This window comes from Bradyrhizobium sp. 141 (genome assembly GCF_023074055.1).
In the GTDB taxonomy this organism is placed as follows: Bacteria; Pseudomonadota; Alphaproteobacteria; order Rhizobiales; family Xanthobacteraceae; genus Bradyrhizobium.
Map to the genome: position 1 here is coordinate 24,665 of NZ_JADPKR010000046.1, position 26,878 is coordinate 51,542.

Genomic DNA, 26,878 nt, shown 5'->3' on the forward strand with positions numbered 1-26,878 from the left:
TGCCGCGGGTCCCAGTTCGCGATCGAAATTTCCCTGTTCCGAGATGGCATGCTTTGGCTACCAAAGGCTTGAATTTTCAAGGCGTTTCACCCGGCCCCTCGTCCAGGGGTGGCGCTTTAGCCGCGTTTTCCCTGCAGAATTCCCTGTAACCAGGGAATTGAAGTTAGCGGCCTTTCAAGCAAGGTCAGGGTCGGTGGCATGGGAGGAGGCAGCGCCTGTGACGTCCTCGGCTGGCCGAGGCTCGGCGTCATTGACGCCCTTGGTTAGCCCCAGAGCCGACCTGCCACTGTTTTTCCTGGCATAGCCCATTTGGGGGAGGCGCACCCGAAGGGGGATGGCATATCGCTTTCCGCTATCATCCATTGCACGCCGGCGTTCTCGCGCTCGTATGGGTCAAGGTGTCGGCAGGTCGTTAAGTAGCGAAATGACGTCAAACTGGTTGGGAGACGGACTAGTGAACTGGGACGACTTTTCGTTCTTCGAGCTCGAGATGCGCAAACGTTCGCGGAGCTGGGAGTGGAGTATTGGCTCCCGCGACCGAAAAGCCATTATGCGAGGAAGAGCGAGGAAACGCGTGGTGGCGAGGTATGAGGCGACCAGCGCGTTGTTTCTCTTGCTGATGAACGTGTCCGTGGCGGCTCGGAGCCGAAATGAAAGTGAAGCGCGAACCACTAAGGCCGCACCTTTCAGCTGAAGGGCCGAAAAGGTCGAGGTTCTTTCGCGTTCAGGCGAAATCCCTGAGCTCCTACGGGCACAATCCAAATGCTCACCCCAATTGCGAAACCAGCGTAACCAGCTCCGACTGGCGGTGCGCTCCCGTCTTTGAGAAGATCGCTTTCAGATGGTTGCGGGCGGTTTCGCGCGAGATGCGCAGGTGTTCGGCGGCGCCGGCGAGCGATGCGCCGGTTGCCAGCAGCGCAGCCAGCCGGGATTCCGCCGGTGTGAGATCGAAGGCCTGGCCAATCAGCGCCTGGTCCGGCGCTGCGCGCGGGACCAGGTTGGACAGGATCAGCATGGCCCGCGCGCCGAGAAAGACGGAACGCGCCGCGCCGTCCACTGGCAGGACCCGCAAGACGACCGGTGGCTTTGTCGTCCGGCGGACGAGGATCGGAGAGGCGGGGATGGCGGCGGCATCCGGCGTCGATCGGATCATGCTGATCAGCTGATCGAGTTTTGTCATCGCCTGCTTGTCGCGGAGAACGAGACGCCGGTCCCTGATGCGAATCTCATCGTCGAACCCACGGTCTGCGACCGCGTTCGTGCGCAGGACCATTCCTTCCCGATTGAGGACCAATGCCGGTTGTCGAACCCGATCGAGGACGTCGGTCATCGAGGTTAGCGCGGCCCGTCCAATCGCTGTCGCGAGCGTGGCGGTCTCGGTCAGGCGCGGCGCCAATTGAGCCAGCAGCTGCTTGTCGCGCGCCTCGAATGCCCCTTCGCGGCCCGTTCGTTGCAATGTCAGCGCCCACGCTGCGCTGTCCGCCCAGAAGCCGATGCCGGCAAACCACCGGTATCCAAACGGAAACAGCACCTCGTTGTACATGGGATCGGCGCGGATCTGCTCCGGGGTCATCACATCGTGGTCGGTGACGACCTCACCGGCCATCATGCGCGGAAAGCCCTTGGCGCGCGGGTCCCTCAAATGCCAGTTGTTCCTGAAGTAGAGATCGGTGGCCTCGGCGATCGATGCGGTGCGTGGAACGTCCGGAGTCCTGATGTCGCTCTGAAGGAGTAGGGCTGCTGACGCTCCGACCGCCTTGCAGATGTCATCCATGATATCGTGCCAGGCTTCTGGGTTCACGGCAGCCTCGCCAAGCCGATTGAGGACCTTCGACAGTTCCTCGCCGTCGATTTGATTGGCCTTCACGAGCGGTCCCCCTCCGCTGAGCCTGGTCATCGTTGCAAGCCAACGCGCGTTTGCGCTGGATGCCATGCAGACACCCCCTGACATTGGGGGCTTTCCGACGCGTTTCCCTGACCGTGATGCTTCGCGAGCAGGCGGTGCGACGCAAGCCCCCCTTGCCTGTTTTTCCTGAAAAATGGCGCTCGACCAAAGTCTAACGGCATAGTCCCGGCGGAGGAGGCTAGCTGGGCCCGGATGACCCATTCGGGTCATGCGTCAAAACGTGCCGGCGCTATTCCATGGACGAGGAATAATCTTCCTTCCGGGAATCGAGATGACGTTGCTCTGCGCGAGCCAGATGAGCTTCAGTGTTGGTTTTCTCCTCCCGATGTCGATCCGCGGGAGATCATGATGCGTCAGAGTGTCGCACGTGACCCAGCGCGACGAACCTCAAATCCTGAACCGGCGCTATCAGCGGTGGTAGCTCATTTGCTCGGCAGCTTGGGCGATCTCGTCGGGACGAGCCTCATGGCAAGGGCGATCGCTTCGTTCCAGCCCTTGTTGTGCTGCAGTCCGGCAGAGCACCGATCCCCCGGTTTGCTGAAATCGCGCCCGTTCGCAGATCGGGGACATGCGCTTTCGCAGCTGCACCGTCCGGTTCACACCCAGCTTAAGGTTAGCAGCTGTGCTGCCTTGACGCAGTCGCGCAACAATGGAAACAATTTGCAATTATCAGAAAAGTTTTTTCGACGGTCGGAAATTTCGACTTCGAGAATTCAGGCGACGCCTAGCAACGGGGCAAGGCGTCGCACAATAACAAGACCACGTCATTTCAAACTCGCGCCGTTGGGCTGACGGCGAACCTGAAAAATCGGGAAGTTACGGGAGGGGGCTCACCATGAGCGACCGCACGACGTCACGCGTGGCGTCCATATCGCGTTCCGCTTTCGACGATTGAAGATTTTTCCATCCGCACAACGCAAGCCGCTTCCGCGCGCTCGCGAGCAAAGCCTGTTGTCATATCGAGAAAGATGAATCGCCATGATCATTAACGGCACCAATGCAAACAATCAGATCACCGGCACCAGCTCGGCTGACATCATCAATGCAAGGGATGGCAACGATACCGTCGGCGCCGGGGGAGGCAATGACCTCATTCAGGGCGGCAACGGCAACGACAGCATAAATGCCGGTGCGGGCAACGACATCATCGACGCCGGCAACGGCAATGACACGGTGGATGGCGGCACCGGTAACGACATCATCCTCGGCGGCAACGGCAACGATACGCTGCTCGGTGGGGCGGGCAACGATCTGATCGCCGGCGACAACGGCGACGATATCATCGATGGCGGCGCCGGCACCGATATCGTCAGCGGCGGCAATGGCAACGATATCCTGATCTATCGCGTTTCGGAGAACGTGGATTCTGTCGATATCTACGACGGCGGCAAGGGCCAGGACACGCTCCGCCTCGTCGTCACGCAAGAGTTCGCGAACTCGGCTTCGTTCAGGTCCGATCTTGCGGCAATCCAGGCACTTATCGCTCGATATGGCAGCGCAAACTACGCGTTCAATAGCTTCGATCTGGCCGTCGTCTCGATCGAAAAGGTCGAGGTCGTCATCGAGGGCCCGACCAATCACGCGCCGGTTGCAGTCGCGGATATCGCCTCCCTCAAGGAGGACGTGACGACCGTTGCCAGCGGCAGTCTGCTCGCAAACGACACGGACGCCGATGCCGGCGACACCCACACCGTGTCGGCCGTGTCCGGAGGCACGGACAACGGCACCACGATCACCGTGGTCGGCACCTATGGAACGCTGGCGGTCACCAAGGCGACCGGCGCCTACACCTACACGCTCAACAATTCCAGCGCGTCCGTGCAAGCGCTCGCCGGAGGCCAGCAGGTGACGGAGCAGTTCACCTACACGAATGCCGACAACCACGCAGGAACGGGCTCGTCGACGCTCACCGTGACCATCACCGGCAGCAACGACCTGGCCACGATCACGGTGTCCGGGAGCCAGGATATCTCGGTGACCGAGGCCGGGAGCGTGGCCGGCGATCCCAGCGCGTCGGGCCAGCTTGCGGTGCACGACGTCGACAATGGCCAAAACCATTTCGCGGTCCCGGCCTCGCTGGCCGGCACCTACGGCAATTTCACGTTCAATGCGGCGACCGGGGCCTGGACCTATACGCTCGATCCCGTGAAGTCGAATCCGCTCGCCGCAGGACAGCAGGTCACGGACACCCTGACGGTTGCCTCGGCCGACGGTACCGCGACCCGCGATATCGTGGTGAACATCACGGGTACCAACGACGCAGCCGTGATCGGCAATGTGGCCCAGCACGATGTTACTGAGGACGGCGTCCTGACGGCGTCCGGCACGTTGTCGATCAACGATGTCGACCAGAACCAGAATTCGTTCCAGACCGGCGTCGTCTCGACGCCCGGCAATCTCGGGACGCTGACGATCGGCACCGATGGCGCCTACAGCTATTCGGTTGCCAACAATCTCGTTCAATATCTCGGCCAGGGCGAGACCCGCGACGAGGTCTTCACCGTCAAGGCTCAGGACGGCACAACCAAGGACGTGACGTTCACGATCCACGGCGTCAACGATTCCGCCGATATCGGCGGTCTTACTCAGCACGATGTCACGGAAGATGGTCAGCTCACCGCATCTGGCCAGCTCGCGATCAGCGATGCCGACCAGAATCAGGCGGCGTTTCAGGCGGGCCAGATCACGGCACCCGGGAACCTCGGCACGGTGACGCTGCTGGCCGATGGCCATTACAACTATTCGGTCGACAACACCGCAATTCAGTATCTCGGCGCCAACGAGGTCAAGACGGAGACCTTCACGGTCAAGTCCGTCGATGGCACGACCAAGAACATCAGCTTTGACATCCATGGCGCGCAGGACGCGCCTCATCTGAGCGTTCAGGACTCATCGGGCGCCGCCGATCAAATCATCACCCTCCATATCGCGGCGAGTAAGATCGACCAAAGCAGCGCCTTGTCGGTGAAGATCGAGGGGGTGCCGTCGAGCTTTACGGTCCAGAATGGCGCGGCGATCGGAGAGGGCACCTGGCTGGTGACGGGCGACTCAATTCAGAACGTCGTCCTGATCCCGAACCATGCCGTCGGCAGCCCTGATCCGATCACACTGAAAATCACCGCTATTTCCGACGACGGCGTTCATCAGGCGGTGAGCTCGGCCGAGCTCTCGCTGGCCGTGACGCCCGGTGCCAACGAGATCAACGCGCTTGATATCGACGGCTATATCGGCGGCGCGACCGTTTTTGCCGACGCCAATAACAACGGAATACTCGACGCAGGCGAGGCGTTCACGACGACGCGGGCTGATGGCAGTTTTACGTTGGCGGGCGGATCCGGTCCGCTCGTGAGTATCGGCGGTGTCGACATCTCGACGGGATTGCAGGTCGCCGGCGTGCTCAGGGCGCCGGAGGGATCGACCGTCATCACGCCGCTGACGACGTTGATCGTCGCGCTGGTCGACAGCACGGCAAACGGTGCGACTCCCCTCACCGTGGACCAGGCCATCAGCGCCATTGCGGCCGCTTTCAACGTCGATCTCGCCGCTGATCCCCAAAACCCCATTGACCTGCTGTCGTACGATCCGGTGCCCGCTGCCGTGACCGGCAATGCGACGGCGACGGCGGTGCTTGCCGCGGCCATCCAGGTCCAAAGCACGGTCGCGCAGGTGTCAGCGGTCGGCGTGGAGCCCGACGCGGTCATTACAGCCATTGCAGGCGCGATTACCGCGTCTCAGACCGTTCCCAACGCGCCGACCTTCAATCTGGCGTCTTCCGATACCGTTCAAAGCGTTGTCACGCTCTCCGGCGTCAGCACTGCAGCCGCCGCGACGGTTATCGAGGTCGTCGCTGCCGCGAACGACAGCATTCAGTCGGCCACGAACGTCACTGAACTGGCGCAGGCCGGCCAGGTCGCCCAGGGCGAGGCCGCCGACCAATTGGCCGCGACGGACTTCTCCGACCCGGATTCGGTGACTGAGCTCACGACGCTCTACGTCGACAACCTCGACCAGCAGGTCCAGGATGCCGTGCTGACCCCGGTCGGTAACGCCTTGTTCGGCTCGCTTGGCGATGACGTGCTTTCGGGCGGAAGCGGCAACGATCTGATCGATGGCCAGGACGGCAACGATCGTCTCAGCGGCGGTGACGGAAACGACATCCTGTTTGGCGGAGCCGGCAAGGACTACCTCACCGGCGGTTCCGGCAACGATATCCTCGACGGCGGCCCGGGCTTCGACCGCGCCGTCTATACCGACGCAACCGGCGGCGTCACGATCAACCTCGCGGCGGGAACGGCGTCCGGCGCAGGCGTGGGGACAGACACGCTCGTCAACATCGAAGCGGCCATCGGCAGCGACTTTGCCGATACGTTCAACGGAGCCGGCTTCACCGGCGATGCCCATGTCCCGGGGAGCCCCGTCGGTTACAACGAGTTCGAAGGCAAAGGCGGCGACGACACCATCATCAGCAACACCAACAGCCAGGGTGCGGAGCTGACACGCGTCTCCTATGTCAGCGCCACCGGGGCGGTGACGGTGGATCTCGCAGCCGGTTATGCGCAGGGTGATGCATCGGTGGGCCACGACACGCTCGTCGGGTCCGGCTTCAACGGCGTCTGGGGCTCTGCGTATAACGACACGATTCTGGGTAGCAACAATCCGATGTTCACCGCGGAGGTGTATGCGGGTCTTGCGGGCAACGACTATATCGACGGTCGCGGCGGCTACGACCGGGTGGACTACAACGTCGATCCGAACACCACGACGGGTATTACCGTCAATCTCGCCGCCGGATCTGTGACCGGCGATTCGACCGTTGGGACGGACACGCTGCGCGGGATCGAGGCGATCCGCGGCACCAACTTCGTCGATACTTACAATGCCGCAGGTTTCGGCTCGGGCAGCGTCAACGCCGGCTCGAACGGGACATTCAATGAGTTCACCGGCAATGGCGGCGACGACACCATTACCGGCAACGGCTTTACCCGGCTCGGTTTCAACAACGCAACCGCCGGAGTTCAGGTCGACCTCGTCACCGGCATTGCCACCGGCGATTCATCCGTCGGCACCGATCACTTTACCGGCGTCAACGCCGTCCAGGCTTCGATGTTCGACGATACGCTGCTCGGCGGCGCCACCAACGACACCTTCACCGGCCTTGCCGGCAACGATGACATCGACGGCCGCGGCGGCTTCGACGTGTCATCCTACAATAACATCTTCTTCACCACGGGAAGCATCACCGTCAATATGGCGGCTGGTATCGTCACCGGAGATGCGTCGAACGGCACGGACACACTTCGTTCGATCGAAGGCATTCAGGGCACCAATTTCGCCGATACCTACGATGCGACCGGTTACGGCGTGGCCGGGGCCAATATCGGCAACAACGGCACGTTCAACCAATTCGAGGGCCTCGGCGGTGACGACGTCATCACCGGCAACGGCAACACGCGCCTGATCTTCGCCAACGCGACCGGCGGGGTGACCGTCAATCTCGCGGGCGGCAGCGCCACCGGCGACAGTTCGACCGGCAACGACACCTTCACGGGTGTCAACAGCGCGCTCGGTAGCGGTTTTGACGACGTTTACGACGCGACGGGATTTACTGGCGTCAACGCGAACTTCAACTCGTTCCAGGGCAACGCCGGAAACGACACCATCTCCGGCAACGGCAATACGCAGATTCAGTATGGCAACGCCACCGGTGCCGTGAGCATCAACCTCACCGCCGGCACAGCCGTCGGCGACGGCTCGGTCGGCCACGACACCATCACCGGTGCCGTGTTCAACGTTCTGGGGTCGAATTTCAACGACACCATCATCGGCAGCGCCAGCAACGACAGCCTCTCCGGCAGCGTCGGTAACGACACTCTGGATGGTCGCGCCGGCAACGACTTCCTCAGCGGTGGCGCCGGAACGGACACTTTCGTCTACGCGACCGGTGGCGGATTCGACTTCATCCAGGACTTCGTCCATGGCCAGGACAAGATCGATCTGACCGGTGTGTACGGCATCTTCAGCCTTGCCGATCTGCAATCGCATGCGGCGCAAATCGGCTCCAACACGGTCATCACGTTCAGCTCGGGTGACGGCCTCACGCTTCAGAACGTCGATCTGAACAGCCTGACGGCGAGCGATTTCCTGTTCGGCACCCCGGCCGCTCCGATTGTCGGCGACGACAACGCGAACGATCTCGTCGGAACCGCCAATGCCGAATCCATCAGCGGTCTCGGCGGCAACGACCGCCTCCAGGGCCTCGGCGGCAGCGACCTCCTGGATGGCGGCCTCGGCTTCGACCGCGCCATCTATACCGACGCGACCGGCGGCATCACCGTCAACCTCGCAGCCGGCACCGCCTCGGGGCCAGGGGTCGGCACCGATACGCTCATCGGCATCGAGGGGGCGGTCGGCAGCAACTATGCCGACACGTTCAATGCGGCCGGGTTTACCGGCTCGACCGGTCTGCCCGGCGCCGCAGCCGGACAGAGCGAGTTCGAAGGGCGCGGCGGCGACGATATTGTCATCGGCGATCTCAATGCCCTGGGGCAGGCAGTCACGCGGCTGTCCTATCTGGGAGCAACCAGCGCGGTCACGGTCGATATCGGGGCAGGGACCGCAGATGGCGATGCCTCCGTCGGCCACGACACCTTCTCCAACGTCTCAACGGTATGGGGATCGGCCTATAACGACACGTTCTACGGCAGCGACAATGCGGCCTTTACCTATGAGACCTATGAAGGCCGCGGCGGCGACGACTATATCGATGGCCGCGGCGGCTACGACCAGGTCACCTACAATTCGGACACGACGACCACGTCGGGTATCTATGTTCACCTCGCTGCGGGCACGGTGAACGGCGACGCGACGGTCGGCACGGATACGATTCGCAACGTCGAGGCCGCCCGCGGCACCAATTTCGACGATACCTTCGATGCGACCGGGTTCGGTCAGGTCGGCGCGATCAATGTCGGCTCCTCCGGCACCTTCAACGACTTCGCCGGCGCCGGCGGCGACGACACCGTCATCGGCAACGGCTCCACCCGCTTGAACTACCAGATCGCCGCCTCGAGCGTCAGCGTCGACCTCGAGACCAGCGTCATCGGGGCCACGAATGCGGTCACGGTGACCGGCAGCGCCACAGGCGCGACCGAGGGCACCGACAGCTTCACCGGCGTCAATGCGGCGCAGGGTTCGACCTTCTCCGACACGCTGCTGGGCAGCAGCTTCAACAACAACTTCACCGGTCTCGGCGGCGACGATTACATCGACGGCCGCGGCGGCTTCGACGTTGCCATCTACAACAGCCTCAGCACGGTCACGAGCGGTGTGAGCGTCGACATGGCGGCGGGCACGGCGACCGGCGACGCTTCGATCGGCACCGATACGCTGCGCTCGATCGAGGGCATTCAGGGCACGGGCTACGCCGACACCTATGCGGCAATTGGTTACGGCCAGGCCGGTGCGCTCAATATCGGCAACAATGGCGGCTTCAACCAGTTTGAAGGCTTAGGCGGGGATGACCAGATCACCGGCAACGGCAACACGCGCCTGCTCTACACCAATGCCACCAGCGGCATCACCGTCAGCCTGAACGCCGGCTCGGCAACGGGCGACGTGTCTGTAGGACATGACACCTTCGCGGGCGTCAACAGTGTCTATGGCAGCAATTTTTCCGACATTTACGATGCAATAGGCTTCGTCGGTTTCAATTCCTTCCAGGGGTTGGCCGGCAACGATCTCATCTCCGGCAACGGCAGCACGCAGCTGCTGTTCGCGAATGCGTCCTCTGGCGTAGTCGTCAACCTCGCAAACGGGTCCGCAGACGGCGACGGTTCGATAGGGCACGACACCATTGTGGGAGTGACCAACGTCTCGGGCTCGAACTTCAACGACACGGTCACCGGCTCCAACGGCAACGACCAGCTGTTCGGCAACGGCGGCAACGACCTGCTCAGTGGCGGTGCCGGCAACGATGCCCTGAACGGCGGCATCGGTGCAGACACATTTGTCTACGCCATCGGCGGCGGTGCCGACATCATCGGCGACTTCGTGCAGGCGGACGCCGACAAAATCGACATCACGGGAGTCCCGGGTGTCTCGACGCTTGCCGACATCCAGACGCTTGCCACCCAGCAAGGGTCGAACACCGTCATCAACTTCGGCAATGGCGACACCCTCACTCTGCTGAACGTGACGTTGTCGAACCTCACCGCCGCTGACTTCATTCTGGGGCAAGGCGTCCACCTCACCGGCGACGCTGGCGCAAATACGCTGATCGGCACCGCCTACGCCGACAGCCTGAGCGGCCTCGCCGGCAACGACCGCCTCAAGGGCCTCGATGGCAATGATCTGCTCGATGGCGGCCTCGGCTTCGACCGCGCCGACTATGTCGCGGCCACGGGAGGCATCACCGCCAATCTCGCGGCAGGCTCCGTGACCGGTGCGGGCGTCGGCACCGATGCGCTGACGAATGTCGAGGGCATCGTGGGCAGCGACTACGCCGATACGTACAACGCGACCGGCTTTGCGGGCGATACCGGCATTGCCGGCACCAATGTGGGCTTCAATGAGTTCGAAGGCCGCGGAGGGGACGACACCATTACGGGAGCAATGAACAGCCTGGGCGCGCTGCTGACGCGCATCTCTTATGCCAACGCGGCGGGCAGCGTGACCGTGGATCTAGCCGCACATTCGGCGATGGGAGATGCTTCGGTCGGGACCGATACCTTGGTGGGCTCTGGCTTTGCCGGGATCGTCGGCTCCGGATATGCCGACCAACTGCTCGGCAGTGCCAATGGTCCCGGGACCGTGGAAGTCTTCGAAGGCCGCGCGGGCAATGACTTCATCGATGGGCGGACCGGCTTCGACCGCGCGGACTACGCGCTCGATCCCGCCGCAGCAGGCGGTATCGACGTCCAGCTGGCCTTGGGTATTGTGACGGGCGACGCCGCGACAGTCGGCACCGACACGCTTAAATCGATTGAATCCGTGCGCGGATCAAACGACGTGGACACCTTCAACGCCACCGGCTTCGGTGCGGGCAGCACAAATGCCGGGTCCAACGGGACCTTCAACGAATTCATCGGCATGGGGGGCAACGACAACATTGTTGGTAACGGCAACACGCGTGTTGCGTTCACCAACGCAACCGGTGCGGTGATCGTCGATCTTCTGGCGGGGACGGCGAGCGGTGACGCATCCACGGGCCTCGATACGTTCAACGGCGTCAACGCCGTGATGGCCTCGATGTTCAACGACACCATTCGCGGCAGCAATAGCACCGCGACTACGGAGAGCTTCACCGGCCTTGCCGGCGACGACGTCATCGACGGCCGCGGCGGCTTCGACATCATCAGCTACAACAACATTTACTTCTCCACCGGCGCTGTCACCATCGACTTCACAGCGGGCACCGCGACCGGTGACGGCTCGATCGGCAATGATACGTTCCGCGGGATCGAGGCTGCCCAGGGCACCGCTTTCAACGATGTCTTTACGGCCACGAATTTCGGCGCTGTTGGCTTCCAGAACGGCGCAACCAACAACGTCGGCAACAACGGCAATTTCAACCAGTTCGAAGGCCTGGCTGGCAACGATATGATCACCGGCAACGGCAACACCCGCATCATCTATTCCAGCGCGACCGATGCCGTGACGGTCAACCTGCAGGCGGGGACTGCGACCGGCGGCAGCTCGATCGGTACCGACACCTATGTCGGCGTCAACAGTGCGACCGGCAGCAACCTGAACGACACCTACAATGCCGCGGGCTTCACCGGCGTGACCTCGGCCGGATCGTTCGGGACCTTCAACCTGTTTGAAGGCCTCCTCGGCAACGACACCATCACCGGCAACGGCAATACGCGCGTCTCGTATTCTCAGGCGAGCGGGGGCGGCGTTTCCGTCGACCTATCGACGGGAATTGTGGGCGGTGTGGCCGGCGCCGATTTCATCACGGGCGGCGTCAACAGCGTCCAGGGGTCGAACCAAGCCGACACGCTGGTCGGCGGCTCAAATAACGAGTTCTTCTTTGGCGGTAACGGTGGCGACACGATCAACGCAGCTGGTGGAAACGATGGCATCACCGGCCAGGGCGGCGACGATATGATCGACGGTGGCGCCGGCACCGACATGGTGATCTTCTCGGGTGTGCAATCGCAGTACAACGTCACGACGTCCGGGACGATCCAGGTTCAAGATACCATAACGAACCGTGACGGCACCGACACCCTGACCAACGTCGAAGTGTTGCAGTTCAGCGATGGCATCGTGCTGCTGTCGTCGGGCACTTCGGGGAGTCCGATCGATCTCTCGACGCAGCAGCTCTCTGGTGCAGCACCCGTGATCGGAACGGCGGGAGACGATTATCTTCGCGTCGGAGCCAATATCTTCGGACACACTCTCAATCTGGGGACGGGGACGGGCGACACCGTCCTGCTCAACGGCATCTTCGGTAACGGATACACGCTCAATCTCGCCGGTGTCGAGAACCTGGCCGGCAATGGCAACGACGAGTTCGTCAACCTCGCGACGAACGCCAACGGATTGATCGTCAACCTCGGCGGCGGCAATGATCAGCTCAACCTCGCGGGCGGCGCCAACACGCTCAGCCTGATTGGCGTCGATGGAATCGGCGGATCCGATTTCGGCGCGACGCCCGGCGTCGACGACGTGCTCACGTTGACGACGACGGTCACGGGCCTGAACATCAGCCTCGGCAACGGCGACAATACGATGAATCTCGCTGCCGGCGCGAACTCGTTCGTGAACATCTACGATGTCAATCACGTGTACGGAACGGCCAGCGACGACACCCTGACCGTCACTGGCGCGATTGCAGCGGCCAACGGCGTTGCGATCGATCTCGGCAATGGCGATGATACTATCGTCCTCGACGGAAACTTCGCTTCCTTTGCCGCAACGGGTATCGAGCAGATCAACGGCAATTCGGGCGACAATTCGCTCAGCTTGACGAACAACGTCGCCGGTATTGCCATCGATCTGGGCGGCGGAAACGACTTTGTGTCCCTCGCCAATGGCGTCAATTCGCTCAGCATCAGTGGCGTCGAAAACCTCAACGGCAGTGATTTTACCGGCAATCTCCATCCGTCGGACGATACGCTCACGCTTCTGAACACCGTGTCCGGAGTGACGGTCAATCTCGGAGAAGGAACGGCCAACGTCCTAAATCTAGCCGAGGGCAGCAATTCGTTCGACAATCTGTGGAACGTGAATCTGCTCAACGGGAGTTCGGCGGACGATATTCTGACGTTGCAGGCCAGCGCGGCGAACGTGATCGATCTCGGCGACGGCAACGACACCCTGAACTTCAACGCGAACGTCTACGACATCACCGTGACCAACGTCGAAACCGTCAATGCCGCCGCGAATTTCGACCGGATCACGATCGGCAACACGTCAGGTGACACGACGATTACTGCCGGCGCGGGTGCGGATGAGATCTTCGCCAGCGCGGGGCATGACAACTTCCGCTTCGTCGGCATCGCGGATTCAGCCGCCGGTGCTGCCGATACCATTCACAATTTCGATGCGGGCAATGATAAATTTACGTTCTCGGGCATCAGCGTTGCCGGCGGTCACATTGAGTATGTGGATGGTCCGACTTTGCTCGGCAGCAACCAGGCTTCCGCCATTCTGCAGAATTTCGGTTCGGGCAACGACGCCCTCCAGGTCGATATCGATGGCGACGGAGCTAGCGATATGGAGATCAGCTTGCTGAACGCGAATGGCGCGTTGCACAATAGCAACTTCCTGGTGAGCTAGTCTGAGCTGGCTCCGGAGTCGCAATAGACCGTCTCCGGAAGGGAGCGGCGGTGTTGCTGCGCGTCGCGCCTGAGCGATCGACTTAACTATCCTTACGCACAAGGCGGAACCGAGAGCTCGCGCTCGGGATCGCGATGTGATCTTTCAGCGCGGCCGGTGCAGCGGCCCACCTAGGCGCTGGTTCCTGATCTCGCGAAGCAGCAGTATGCGCTTGGTTTGCGCGGCATTGAGCAGGCCCTCGAACAGGACCAGGACCTCACGCGCCTGCACGTAGACTTCGCTGATGGCGTGGTGGTCGAATCGATAGGCCGCAAGCCGCGCGTCGATCTCGGTGGCGGCGATGGGATCGATCCGCCAGCTCAATGCGCTTTGTCGCGTATGGTACTCGGACTTATGTCATTTTTTCAGAAGTAACCCCATTTCGCGCGCCATCCGCTTGACTGAGCCGACATGCCGGCGAAGAGTTGCGGCAATTTCCGCCGCGCCGTACCGCCGGCGGATCATCGCCGAAAGCTTCCTGCGTTCGAGGTCGCTCCATTCCTTTGGCTTCGAGATTTTCATGGTGCTATCTTCCCGCCGGTCCAAGGCGGGCGACATTGGGAAATTTACGGGGTGCCATCCTGAGTTGTGCCAAGAGGCCGAGGAGAGGGTTGGGGGATTGCTGAGACTCGTGTATGGCCCAACTGCAGCGGGTTGGCCTTCACACCCTTTCAGGAGGAACGGCGGCGCGTTTGATCGCCACGAGCTTCGACTAACCCGCCCCTTGCGCGAAGACACGTCCGCTAATGCGGCTTACTCGAGCTTGCTGCTTGCGGAAGCGCTGCAATCGACCGTAGACCGCCGGGCGAGTGCGGCCTAACTGGTGGCCGCTCTCGCTTGCGGTCTCACTCCTATCGAACAGCGCAAGAGGTCGTGCTTCTTCCTCGGGCGACCACGAGCGGATTTCCAGGCCAATTGTTGGATCAACTATCGATGCTAGCGAAAGCACCGCGAAAATCCGTTCTAGAGCCGGGTCATAAATGAACTTCTCGGCCTCAGAGATCCTCGAACGCGACTCCAATTTGATTGCCACTCGACCACACGAGGCGGCAACTTCGGATGATGCGATCACTCTCGAGCATTAGCTTGAATGTGGAGTTCATGTACTGCTTCGACGGAAGCTCAATGGATGCTCCTTGTTCCGATATGTTGACCACGCGACAGCGTAAGCTGGCGCCGTCGCCTGAAATGTAGGCCACCTCGTCCACATCGATGCGCTCGAGCTTTCGACGGTCTATCATCTGGTACTGTCCGCAATGACCTTAGTCGCCCGATGTGCACCTTGCCTCTAGCAGCCGATGTTGTCGCGCGATTTGCGATGCTAGGTCTGATCGTTCCTTGGTAAGACTTCTTCTTTGCTCAATCATGTCGTGTCCGTCCCGTTCGAGCACTTCAATCAAGATGGCTTGGCTTTCAATATGAAGTTGCTTCGCCGAGATTTCTCGCGCGATAGTAGCTAATTCATCATCGCAATGTTGAGGCATAGCAGTCTCATGGCTGGCCTGTCGGCGAGGACAGCTACATCCTAGCTCGCCTTAGCTGCCAAACCGTTACCTGACCGGTGCAGTCGCTCAGCATCACACTACCGATACTCCGGAGGTCATGATGAAGCGTTTGCACAACCGCACCCCGAGGTAAGCCGCTCGGCTCGGCGAAGCGAGCGTGTATAAGCAATTTGGCATAGAGAAGCAGGCACCGGCTTCGCCAAAACACAACATTTTACCACCGCGCCACTCCGCCGACCCGCGTCGATACACGCTCACGGCTACTCACCGCATTCTACCCGTGCCATCTGCGATTGGGCCGAGATTGGGGAACAGACCGCTCCGCCCTTGGAACGATCGTCGAGGGTCACAGGACGCATCCGCACCGGGCCGATTCGGCATATGCCGAAAGGCGCGGGTCGGCCGCAGAATGCGACTCGCAAAAGCGATCGACGATGTGGATGACCTTCTCGCTGTAGTCCCGGTGCCAGTGCCCAAGCCCGTGTAGAGCGCTTTCCTGGCACGCGATCGATTTGAGCTGAAGGATGCGCTCCATGGTATGCAGCGCGCAAGCATGGAGCGTTGGCAGGTCAGGATCGTCAGGTAGAGCCAAGCTCGGAAACGCATCCCACCACATGTAGCAAACACCGTTCAGTGCGGTGGTATCGGCTTCGCTCAGGTGGGACAGGCGAGGAGCGCAACGTGGCTCAAACAATTTTGCAAATAAAGGAGCAACAGAAGTGACGCACCGAACACGGTCTTCGACCGGTACATCTGTTGAACAAAGCCATCGGTTATCGCCGCCTGCGTTCGTATTCACGAGGTAGGTTAAGCCTTGCGCGATTTGGCTATCGGCATATCCCAGCAACGCGGGCTCCGGGTCTTCAAACAGTCGAGTGAGATAAGACACGGCTTCTTCCGGAGGCGGGTCCCACCAATCATGCTCGGCATCGAGATACCAAGGTGCTTGCTGAAAGCGAACCTCGCGGCCAAAGGAGTGCTCCAGCCAATCGTCAAAAGTGAGAGTTTGAAGGCGCATCGCAACAGCCGCGGCTCATAGAACCTCATCGATCTGCCAAACCGCTGCGGTTTGGCGTCGCGCTCGCCAATGCTAGGCCGGGTAGGGGATGAAGCCAAGTCGTGAAAATCCTCAGGCAGATGCCCCTTCGGCACGATCAACCGAGAGGGGGGCCGGTTCGTCGCTTTGATCCAATCGCGATAACGTTCGGCTTCCTTGGCCCGGTCCGGCCGCTTGTATACTAGCCCTTCAGGCTCCTTCTGCAGCCAGCTTGAAACAGATCAGGGCCAAGATCGACGCGTTCAAAGGCAATTGACGAAGACGCCTTCAGGACGGCGCACCGAGAGGCTCTCAGTTCGGCTTCCATATCGAGAGGGGACACGTGCGCAGCTCGGTGAAGCAGCAGACGGCAGTGCCCACGTTGCGCGTCAGATTGAACGACCTCAAGGGCGCGGGGCGGGTCGCTCGAGCCGCGAAAGGTTTCATTAGCTTTCATGTGGCTAGCTGGGTGCGTGCCGATTACCGCCGATTGCGGCACATTGGAATGGGAATGCCGGCCCCGGCTGTTACCCCATCCTGCGGCTGGGGCCGTTTTGAACTTTCGCAACATCGTTCAAAGTTGGTTCACAATCATGCTTAGAGGCATTGCCATCGCGCTATTTGGAATGGGCATCTTTTCGCAGCTTGATCGCGCGCTGTTCTATGGCCGCCATACTGACGCCGCGCTCAGGCTGATGCGGGATATTGGCCGAGGCTTTGGACTGTAGGCCGGCCTGCGCCTAAATCGACGAAATCTCTTCGAGACTTCATTTTCTCAGGAGTAATCCGATTTCTCGCGCCATCCGCTTGACCGAGACATGATGTCCGCCGTGCAAGTCGTCGAACGAGGTCACTCGATCACCGGCTTCCTTACGGTTGTTCGATCAAAGGAGAATCGCGCCGCCCCGCGCAAACGCCAGGGCCGACGCAACGGACTCGTCGCCTCATCGTCATAGAGATGTTTCTGTTTGCTGAGCGAAGCTTCCGCTTCCTCGTCACGCGGCAGCAAGCTATCGTGCAAGTGGTTCAGTCCCGAGACTCCAACGAGAGATAGGCCTTTGTCGCGCACAGCGACCTAGTCCAGGTCCAAATCCGGCCTTTCGGAGCGCCTATCTTCGTCGTACGATGCATCCCTGAACACGAGACGGCGCGAATTCCTCGGGGTGCAACGGTGCCCTGTTCGTCCCACTGGTTCTGACGCAATCCGCGGGGATTGAACAGCAAGTCGGCAGCTCGATCGCACGCGCCGTCTCTTAGTCCGCCAGCAGACTGCTGTGATCAATTCGATCTGAGCGCATCTGCCGTATCCATCTAGCGATCTTGGATCCAGAGAGTCAAAAGTCAGTTTCGGTAGACCAACCAATTGCCTAATCCGGGACGTGGACGATGTCCAATCCTCGATTATTAGCTCCCGAGACAAATTCTAGCCGAGGCTTAAGCTACGTCGGTAGCCTGGTCGCAATCGGGGCCATCTATCTCGTCTTGGCCAAAGGTGGGCTTGCTCTCGCGTCCATTCATCCCAGTACAACGCCAATTTGGCCACCGACAGGTGTTGCGCTGGCCGCGGTGCTGTTGCGGGGATATCGGACCTGGCCGGCAATTTTTGCGGCAGCGTTGATCGCAAATGCGACGACGGCGGGCTCGGTTGCTACCGCAATCGCGATTGCGGCCGGTAACGCTCTTGAAGCGGTTGTAGGCGCTTATCTCATTAATCGGTGGTCGGGCGGATGTAACACGTTTTCAAGCCCCAATTCTGTTGCAAAGTTTGCTGTGATTTGCGTCGTAATCGCGACGCCGATCAGCGCCAGCATTGGACTGACCAGTCTGACAATCTTCGGGTACATCGAACAGAAGAGTTTCGCGGACGCGTGGATCACCTGGTGGCTGGGAGATGTGACAGGCGCACTGGTCATTGCTCCCGTTATCGTGCTTTGGGCGTCAAGCCGCTATCAAGACTTCGAACGCCATGCGCTTCTGGAGACGGTCGGTGTCCTCACGACAGCGGCGGTTGTTGGACTCATTGCTTTCAGCCCTTTGATCGAGCAAACGCCCGGCCGAGATCCACTGGGTTTTCTAGCGATCTTGCCAATGTTGTGGGCGGCGCTGCGCCGCGGTCCACGTGATACCGCGACGGTCGCCCTGGTGCTTGCGGGCATCACGATCTGGGGCACGCTCACGGGCGGCGGCCCGTTCACAACTACGGACCTTAACGCATCGTTCCTGCTGGTGTTGATGTTCTTGATCAGCATTACCGTTCCAAGCTTGCTGCTGAGCGCCGATGTCGAGGTGCGCAAGAAAGCGGAGGAGCGTCTGCGCCGCGCGCGCGTCGAACTCGAGCGGAAGGTCGCAGAGCGGACGCAAGAACTGGAGCTCGCCAGCGCAGCAAAATCACGCTTCTTTGCCATGGCAAGCCATGATTTGCGGCAACCGTTACATGCATTAGGGCTGTTTGTTGCCCAGCTGCGCACGCCGCTCGAACCAGGGGAGAGGGCAAGGACGATCGAGCGGGTCGACGCAACGCGCAAGGAAATGGATGAAATGTTCAATTCGCTGCTGGACATTTCGAGAATCGACGCCGGGATGCTCAACCCCATTATTACCGAATTCCCGATCGGGCGCCTGTTGCAAAAAAGCGAGACGGCGTTTGATCAGGCGACGCGTGAAAAAGGCTTGCGCTTGCGCGTCAGGCCAAGTGACGCCTGGGTACGGAGCGACGCCATGCTGCTCGAACGCATACTCCGGAATCTGGTATCCAATGCTGTACGCTATACGTTGCAGGGCGGGATCCTGGTCGGATGCCGTCGGCGCGATGAAATGCTGCGCATCGAAGTATACGACACCGGTCCCGGTATTCCCGAGGATCAAAAGCAGAATATCTTTGGCGAGTTTTTTCAAGTTCCTGCTCCGGAGCAGAACCGGTCCGGCGGACTGGGGCTCGGCCTTGCCATTGTCGACAGGCTTCGCTTGCTTCTCAACCATCCAATCGAGCTCGCTTCGACTGTGGGTCGCGGTTCGCGATTCACGATCCTGGTTCCGAAGGTCGACGAATGCGTCAGGGCCGCAGCGCCCGCCGACTTACCACACCCCGGTGCTTTTGCAGTCGACGGCAAGGCAATTCTTGTTATTGCCGATACTCCAATCGTGCAGGAGGGAACGGGCGGATTGCTCAGCAAATGGGGATGTTCGGTTCTTGCCGCCGGATCCGACGAAGCCGCACTGGTCCGACTTGCTGAGCGCGAACGACGCCCCGACCTTATAATCTCGGACTATCATCTCGCACGCGGGAAGACCGGAATCAGGGCAATTGAACAAATCAATGCGGCGTTTGGCTCGTCAATTCCTGCCATTCTCATCAGTGGCGATACAGCAGCTGAACCACTGCGGGACGCTAAGGATAGAGGATACGTTTTGCTGCATAAGCCGGTCGACCCAATGCAGCTCCGCGCTGTCATGCACAAGCTGTTTAGGGATCACGATGGTGGGAGAGACGCTGGGGCAGTTTCATGATCCAGATTTCGGCGGCCACTCCCAGCCCATTTTTCCGACCTTTATGACGGCCTCGATGCGCGTCGCTACGCCCAGCGCCTTGAGAACGACCGTGATGTGATTCTTCACTGTAGGCACTGCCATATTGAGCATCCTGGCAATGACCTTGTTGCTCTTTCCCTTCATCAGGAGTGCAAGTACTTCAATCTGCCGATCGGTCAACCCGAGCCTCTTGAGCGAGTCGGGCGCCACCGGCTCGTTCGCATGCCGTGGGCACGCTGTCTTCTCCAGTATCTCCAACGGGATGTAAACTCCGCCGGAGAACACCAACTCAATAGCGTTGAGCATCACCTCGCGTTCCGTGGTTTTCGGAATGAAACCCAGCGCGCCGAGTTTGAATGCGCGCCTGACCGTGTCTTGATCATCGGAGGACGAGAGAATGACGACAGCAGTCTTCGCATAGCGATCGCGCAGTTCGCAAAGGACAGAGAATCCGTCGCGATCAGGCAAATTGATATCAAGCAAAATGAGGCTGATGTCGGGATGCTCCTCGACGATGTGCATGGCCTCTCGGCCGCTCGAAGCTTCGAATATGACGGCTTCTCGCTTTAGTTGCTTCAGGACAGCGTGCAACGCGGCCCGAATCAATGTGTGATCGTCAACAACAAGCACCTTCATAAAAAAGCTCTCCGTCTTCTGACCGCCCGGAGATCAATAGAAAATCATACACCCACCTTAGAAATCGTCCATCTTCCATCTCGGGTCCGGCCAGCGGTTCGCCGTCAGGTAAGAAGGGAGCGGACTACGTGAGGCGCGGAGCTCGCTGGCCCCTTGGTCCATGCGAGCGATGAATTGCTCTTCATGTGTCTGACCGAGGCCAATGGACGGCAGGCAGGACGGTACCTTGGTCATAGGACCTAGGCACCTCTCTATACCGACCTCCGGCCGATTTACAGGCTGCGGCGCTTGCAAGATGATGACGACAGTCAGCCTCTCCACCCAGAAGGTTGTGCGCAGCGCGGCCATACGGTCATTGTCGCAATTGCTGTCGTGGCCCGGTCGGTGTGAAGAAATTCTGAACTGCGGCGCTGTCAGAGTCCCGCAGCGTGCTTTTTGTTACATTCGGTTCCTCTCGATCTTTCCTAATCGAAGCCTGCGCGTACCTGGACGAGGCAAGCAAATGCAGGATCGGACCGCATCCCCGAAGCCATTTGTGGGCGCTCTGCCGGAGCTCAAAGTCTACAGCCGCGACCTGCGCATTGATGCCTGCCGCGGCATCGCGCTCTGGTGCATCTTTCTTGATCATGTCCCCAATAACATTGGAAGTTGGCTGACGCTACGGAACTACGGCTTCAGCGATGCCGCGGAAGTGTTTATGTTCGTCTCGGGAGTCACCTGCGCGCTGGCCTACGGCAAGGTACGGAGTTGCGAGGGGTGGACCAGCGTGATCCGCCGGACACTGCGGCGAAGTTGGGACATCTATGTCGCATTTCTGCTGCTGACGCTCGCCTGCGCCATCTTGGTTCACCTCGCAGGCGGGGACCGTCTTGCTGATGAGAGCAATACGCGCATTCTGTTGGACCAGCCGGGCTCGGCGCTCGCGCACGCAGCGATCCTGCAATACCGTCCGGTCAATACCGACGTGTTGCCGATCTTCGTGCTTCTCCACCTCTTTTTCGCGCCTTTGCTGTGGTTGCTGCTCCGAATGCCGAACGTGACGCTTGGCGCCTCGCTGGCGCTTTATGCGCTGGTGCAAATGTTCGGCTGGTCCATGCCGGCGTGGCCGAGCGGCCATTGGGCTTTCAATCCACTGGCCTGGCAGCTATTGGCGGTCCTTGGCGCGTGGATGATAATCGAGGGCGAAAGAGTGCGCCCCTGGCTAACGTCTCGCACGGTGCTCGTGCCTGCCACTCTCTATCTGGTCTTCAGCCTCGTCATCGCATTGAGCTGGAGAATCATGCCGTTGGAAGCGTTAATCCCGCAGGGGCTGACCAAGTTGGCTTACCCGCTGGACAAATCCAATCTCGATCCGTTGCGTCTATTGCATTTCTTGGCTCTTGCGGTTGTGGCGGTATGGCTCGTGCCACCCAGTCGGCAAGCATTGACGACTGCGGTGATGCGCGGCGCCATCCTCTGTGGCAAGCACTCGTTGCCAATCTTCTGCCTCGGCGTCCTGCTGACGCTCGCTAGCCTCCTGGCGCTGCTCGACATATCGGAAGGGCTTGCGATGCAGATCACGCTCAGCCTTGGTGGGATCCTCATGATGATCGTGGCGGCGACGCTGCTGAACTTGGTCAAGATCACGCCCAGGCTGCAGCCGACCGTTGCACTGCCTGCGGGCGTGCGCGTCCAGCCGGACGCCTGGGGCACCGTTGGCTGGCGTCCCTTGGAGGCGTTTCGCCGAGGACTGCGCGAGTTCGGATGGGCCGGCGGCCGGAATCCCGTCATCAATTGCTGGTTCGCGGATAGGCAATCCCACCGGGTGTACCAGGTGTTTGGCCTCGCAGGCGCATTAGTACGGCCGAAGGCGGATGTCATCGCGGCGTCGCCGAAGCCTGCAGCGATGGCGGCCAGGAATGCAACCGCGACCATACCATCGGCGGAATATGGCTTTTGACGGAAACCGGCAGACCTCGAGCCGCCCTGAGAGATCACTCCCCATCTCAGGAGCAAGAAGTCCACTTTTGCTGTTATAGGCATGTCCACCGCGGAGGCCGGCGATGGATGACGATCAATGGCAGTGCCGCCGCGGTGCCGGGCGCCGGCCATATCTTCGTCCGGGTTGGCGAAGGATCGCATTTCTTCGCAGCGTGAGGCGGAATGTCTCAGCAACGGAAAGTTCAGTCGCCATTCAGGCTGGAACGGCTATTCAGCCTCTTTCAGAGGTTTCGGGAGAAGTCCGCCGGAGAACTCATCGATCTTGATGATCTCGGCGCGAACGTCTTCGCCGTAAAGTATCTATCCCAATCGATGTTGTGCAAGCCATTGTTACATTCGACCGAAACGAGCCTGATTTGAGTGCTGAGCTGCCGACGAACCAAAGCAAGTTGCCATACCTTGTGATCTCCGCCGCGATTATCGTCGTGCTTGTGGGCTGGTATGGGTGGCTTCTGGCGTTGCAAGCAAGCCAGAGCCAAATGTGGGTCTTTTGATCCTTGATCAGCCGCGGTGCCCCAGTCATCTTGCGCCATCGCGTGCATTCCGATTGTTATTCTTCGGCGCTTGTGGGGCAGTCGTGATGCTGCTGTTAGCATTCGCGGAGGCCAGCCCATCCACGCGCGCGCTCAACGCTCCCAGCTGATCGGACAGAAGCTTGCGCTCACCTCCTTCTGACGCCAGCTTTCGGCGAAGGCCGTCTACTTGCTCGCTAACCTTCTGCTGATTGGACTGAACCTCTTGAACCGTTTGCTGAAGTGTGGTGAGCGCCTGTTTAACCTCTTGGGCATCGAAGTCCTGGTGCGTGGCAGCCATCGCTTGGAGTGCTTCGACCTTTCGCTGCGTCCAAAAGAACCCACTAATAGCGAGGACGGCGACCAGGGCCAGTACGATCCAAGGGAGCGCCTGTCGGCTAGAAGCGACAGAGTCGGACGTTGGAGGCATGACAACTCCTTGAGACTGGGGGGCCCAGGCCAACGCCACCAATCTGACTTAGTTTCAGCGGGAGTGATCCCTCAAAACGTTCGCACCGGATTTACTTGAGGCTTCGCGAGATCAGGATGAACCTCTCGATGAGTGGACACCTGTAGTAGGCTCAGAGAGCCCGGAGGCGTCGAATGCAAAGAGGTCAATGTGATTCACGGACGACTATAAGCGCTCCCAGTTGGACTGGCGCTATCGCGCGGTCGATCGATCGGATCGATCAGCGAGGACGGGTCTGCGCGACCCGGCGCTACGACGCTGGGTGGATAAACTCGACGGGAGACGGCATTGGCGGCGTGGCGCCCACGCAGGCGACGCCGATGCGGCGCACCAGCAATTCTCTGAGCGCTCCTGGCCCAGATGAGCGTTCGCGAACGGTGTCCCATCTTGCTCCCGTTCAAATTGTAACTGGAGAGCGGGACTACATAGCGTTTTACGAAACTGCAGGAGACCTGGGCGAGAAAATTGGGTGCTATGTTGCCTGTTTGGCGCGAGCACATTCCCTGATCATCAGCGGAATTTCCCTGTTCCGAATCTCATGCATCGCGCCGCAATGCCACGATTCCAGCGCTTCATGTCGCAATTTCATGCCCGGTAGCACCCCTGCGGCAGATACTTTCCCTGCAGACTTCCCTGTAACCAGGGAATTGAATGTCGGCGACTTTCCGCAAGGTCAGGGCGGCGGGTCGAGAAGTGTTCGGCCAGCGCGGTCGTGTGCAGGGAGACGAGCGTGATCAGCTCCGGCTGGGCGGGGGGGCTGGCTTGAGAATATCGACTTGAGGTGAATGCGAGCCTTTTCGGCCGAAATGCCCGGTGTTCAGAAGCGCCGTTGATCGATGCGATTGTTGCACGCGCCCGCAGCCCGTCGGGGCTATATGGCGCGGCTCAAATGAAAACTGCCGCCACCCGGTTGCCCCGCGTGGCGGCGATGGTTAGTCGGGCCGAGCTCCGCTCAGCCAATCGCTCCGCCCCTTACCGGACGTACCAATATCCCCACCAGCGCTGGGATACGGGCCGTGCCTGCGCCTTCATGGCTGCGACTTCCTCGACCGGACGAAGCTGGGGACCATAGATCGCAGGCGGGTAAACGTCGTCCCACAGCACAACACCGCCCTGGACGGCGGCCGCCCGATGTGACGGAGCAAGCGCGAGCTCGGCGGCCGGCGCGACGGAGGCCGTCACGGTGAGGCCAAGGGCGGCCAGGGCAATGGATGGAATAAGGGCGCGGAAGTTCATTGGATTGAATCCCTCTGAAATGCGATGGCAAATAATGCGACGGCTGCCGGACGGTTGCAAGGGCACGGCTCGACCGATCTGCCCGAAATTCCTCGTCGTGGGACGAGGTCTGCTCGACGCATCTGCTCGGCCAAATGCGCGGCCGGGCCGCGAACGCGTCCTTCACTCTTATATGGAGTGGTCGCTATACAGACTAGTCGGTGATCGTCGCCGATCGAGACGGGATGTGGCAAAGGCCGGCAGGCTCGGTACGAGTGCTTCATGCACACAAGGGATCGGGTGTTGAACAATCTTTCGGCGTCCATGAATTCTGAAGAACCATGATGTCGACACACTGCTCGCTCTTGATGAGAGCCGGACATCCAGGGCGACTCTATGACTTCTACGTTTTTCTCCGCTTCCATTTTCGGCGCTGGCCTCATCCTTGGATACGCGCTGAGCGCTTGGCGCGTCCAACGAAAAGGTGCGAACGCATCCTACGGCGCCTCACACCAGGCGTCCCAACCCACCTCAACGTTCGGTCACGCCCGACGAGCCTTTTAGATGTCGTCTAATTCGTTGTCGGCATCCAGCTACACACTGAAACGACGGGGCATCATGACATGAGCGAGCCTAAGAAGGACGCTCCACGACGCTACATCGTGGATGGCGCCGGACAGCGCGTGCTCGTTGGTCTGACGATCTCGGAAACCATCGAGTTCGAAGCGCTGGACAAGCCGGACACCGACTTGATCGGCGAAGCGGCGCGCGTCCGTCAGGCCCAGCACGGCGAACGTTGGGTGGAACTCTACATCAAGCACGAACGAGCCTGGAGCGACTGGATGGCGCAGACGCGTGCGCGGCTGGAGAAGCCGCCGCTACTCAATTAGAGTTTGCCCCGGAGCCGCGGTTAAACCAGTCACATCCTTGCGAGACCGTCTCGCGCGTCAGTGGCAGGCGGTTGTCGCCACTTCACACCGCGAGCATGCGGCTGCCCTGAATGCTCATCAGGGTGAGGTTGCCGGTCGCATAGGCGCCGGTGTCGATGTTGACGCGGTTCGCCAGGAATTCGGCACTGCGGACCGGCGTATGTCCATGCACGACATACTTGCCGAATTGTTCCTCGCTCCGCAGGAACTCTTCGCGAATCCAGAGCAGATCGCGCTCCGTCTGCTCGGCCAGTGGAACGCCCGGGCGAACGCCCGCGTGAACGAAGAAGAAGTCGCCGCAACTGAAGCTCAGCCGCAAATTGTCCAGGAATTCCAGATGTTCGGTGGGCATTGCCCGAATCAAATCGCGCAATATCGATGCCGGCTCGTCGCGCTTCAGGTCCGGTGGGGCGAGCCCGTAGGACATCAGCGTCTGGGTTCCGCCGACCGCGATCCAATCCTCGAACAGTGAAGGATCTTCGAACACGCTCACAAGAAATGCCTCGTGGTTTCCCTTGAGGAAAACTGCGTTTCCCCGGCGGCTGCGTTCGACCAGGACGTCGAGAGTGGCGCGCGTATCCGGGCCGCGATCGATGTAATCGCCCATGAAGACCTCGACCGCATAGCGCGGCCGGCTGCGGGCAACGTCGGCGTCGATTACCCGCAACATAGGCTGGAGCAGATGGGCGCATCCGTGAATATCGGAGATCGCATAGATGCGAACTCCCTCCGGCAGTTGCGGCTTGGGGATGGGCGGGCGTGGTCGGGCGAGAGATTTCATGGCGCTCAATCGATTGGGTCGTCGAAAAATTTTCCCCAAGTCGCCGGCACCGGAGAGCATCCAACGCGAACAACGTGAATTCGGTGAGGGAGCGTCCTTGTTCTCCAGCGCGATCACGCCAAAAGAAGGGCGGCATTTTTTGCCGACCTTGTTGTCGACGGACAGCGCGAACGATCGGTCCGCACAAATGCATCGCTGAACGCGAGAACGCGGCAAAGTTGCATGACTGGGGCGATTCTTGCGACGCACGCCCAGATAGAAATCCGTCGAAATTCTCGCAAATGATTCATTTTGCTTCATTGGCGCATTTCATCGCCCGAAAGATGAGCGACTGTCATTCGCGCGACGACAAGTCATCGCGTTGCACGTGGAACTTGATTCAAAATAGGGCAACGCGTTCGCTCATATGTCATCACTGTGACGACTTTTTCAGCGCGTCGAATTTCGCTGCGCATTTCAACATCGCGCATGATCCGTGCGCCGCAAAAGTTTTGCGTGCAGCGCCACAATCTCGCTGCGATCAACCAACACTTTCCGTGCGGGGAATTGACGAGTCTT

General features: G+C 60.4%; 14 protein-coding genes. 5 read left to right on the forward strand and 9 right to left on the reverse strand.

The window, feature by feature from the left end; translation table 11 throughout:
• Positions 1-766: 766 nt before the first annotated feature.
• Positions 767-2,107, reverse strand: coding sequence for a helix-turn-helix transcriptional regulator (locus tag IVA81_RS13435; RefSeq protein WP_247317976.1), 1,341 nt, complete (start codon positions 2,105-2,107; stop codon positions 767-769).
• Between the two features lie 777 nt (positions 2,108-2,884).
• Here IVA81_RS13435 and IVA81_RS13440 point away from each other — a divergent pair.
• On the forward strand, positions 2,885-13,690 hold the full coding sequence (locus tag IVA81_RS13440) for a VCBS domain-containing protein (protein ID WP_247317979.1): 10,806 nt from the start codon (positions 2,885-2,887) through the stop codon (positions 13,688-13,690).
• A gap of 144 nt (positions 13,691-13,834) precedes the next feature.
• On the opposite strand, the gene IVA81_RS13445 is transcribed toward IVA81_RS13440, so the two are convergent.
• The 4 genes from IVA81_RS13445 to IVA81_RS13460 form a co-directional block, all read right to left on the reverse strand.
• A complete protein-coding gene (locus IVA81_RS13445; protein ID WP_247317982.1) occupies positions 13,835-14,053 on the reverse strand; it encodes a hypothetical protein in 219 nt (72 codons plus the stop codon).
• A gap of 33 nt (positions 14,054-14,086) precedes the next feature.
• The gene (locus IVA81_RS13450) at positions 14,087-14,251 is read right to left on the reverse strand and encodes a hypothetical protein (RefSeq protein WP_247317985.1); all 165 of its coding nucleotides are present in this window, start codon (positions 14,249-14,251) and stop codon (positions 14,087-14,089) included.
• 473 nt (positions 14,252-14,724) lie between these two features.
• A complete protein-coding gene (locus IVA81_RS13455) occupies positions 14,725-14,970 on the reverse strand; it encodes a PilZ domain-containing protein (RefSeq protein WP_247317988.1) in 246 nt (81 codons plus the stop codon).
• Between the two features lie 610 nt (positions 14,971-15,580).
• On the reverse strand, positions 15,581-16,252 hold the full coding sequence (locus IVA81_RS13460) for a hypothetical protein (RefSeq protein WP_247317991.1): 672 nt from the start codon (positions 16,250-16,252) through the stop codon (positions 15,581-15,583).
• 491 nt (positions 16,253-16,743) lie between these two features.
• Here IVA81_RS13460 and IVA81_RS13465 point away from each other — a divergent pair, with 491 nt between their 5' ends.
• Both IVA81_RS13465 and IVA81_RS13470 read left to right on the forward strand, forming a co-directional pair.
• Positions 16,744-16,998, forward strand: a complete 255-nt coding sequence (locus IVA81_RS13465; protein ID WP_247317994.1) for a hypothetical protein — start codon at positions 16,744-16,746, stop codon at positions 16,996-16,998.
• 658 nt (positions 16,999-17,656) lie between these two features.
• Positions 17,657-19,777 carry an MASE1 domain-containing protein gene (locus tag IVA81_RS13470; RefSeq protein WP_247318015.1) on the forward strand — a complete coding sequence of 707 codons (2,121 nt, stop codon included), beginning with the start codon at positions 17,657-17,659 and terminating at the stop codon, positions 19,775-19,777.
• Here the strand turns inward: IVA81_RS13470 and IVA81_RS13475 are convergent.
• A complete protein-coding gene (locus IVA81_RS13475) occupies positions 19,772-20,434 on the reverse strand; it encodes a response regulator transcription factor (RefSeq protein WP_247318018.1) in 663 nt (220 codons plus the stop codon). The two genes, IVA81_RS13470 and IVA81_RS13475, sit on opposite strands and share 6 nt — an antisense overlap.
• A gap of 502 nt (positions 20,435-20,936) precedes the next feature.
• Between IVA81_RS13475 and opgC the strand changes: the two genes are divergently transcribed.
• Positions 20,937-22,373, forward strand: a complete 1,437-nt coding sequence (opgC, locus tag IVA81_RS13480; RefSeq protein WP_247318021.1) for an OpgC domain-containing protein — start codon at positions 20,937-20,939, stop codon at positions 22,371-22,373.
• A 560-nt stretch (positions 22,374-22,933) separates the two neighbouring features.
• On the opposite strand, the gene IVA81_RS13485 is transcribed toward opgC, so the two are convergent.
• Both IVA81_RS13485 and IVA81_RS13490 read right to left on the reverse strand, forming a co-directional pair.
• On the reverse strand, positions 22,934-23,227 hold the full coding sequence (locus IVA81_RS13485) for a hypothetical protein (protein ID WP_247318039.1): 294 nt from the start codon (positions 23,225-23,227) through the stop codon (positions 22,934-22,936).
• A 1,140-nt stretch (positions 23,228-24,367) separates the two neighbouring features.
• Positions 24,368-24,631, reverse strand: coding sequence for a hypothetical protein (locus IVA81_RS13490; protein WP_246918874.1), 264 nt, complete (start codon positions 24,629-24,631; stop codon positions 24,368-24,370).
• A 602-nt stretch (positions 24,632-25,233) separates the two neighbouring features.
• Here IVA81_RS13490 and IVA81_RS13495 point away from each other — a divergent pair.
• A complete protein-coding gene (locus IVA81_RS13495) occupies positions 25,234-25,500 on the forward strand; it encodes a hypothetical protein (protein WP_247318042.1) in 267 nt (88 codons plus the stop codon).
• A gap of 82 nt (positions 25,501-25,582) precedes the next feature.
• On the opposite strand, the gene IVA81_RS13500 is transcribed toward IVA81_RS13495, so the two are convergent.
• Positions 25,583-26,320 (reverse strand): metallophosphoesterase family protein, encoded by a 738-nt coding sequence (locus IVA81_RS13500; RefSeq protein WP_247318422.1) that lies wholly within the window; start codon positions 26,318-26,320, stop codon positions 25,583-25,585.
• Positions 26,321-26,878: the final 558 nt, after the last annotated feature.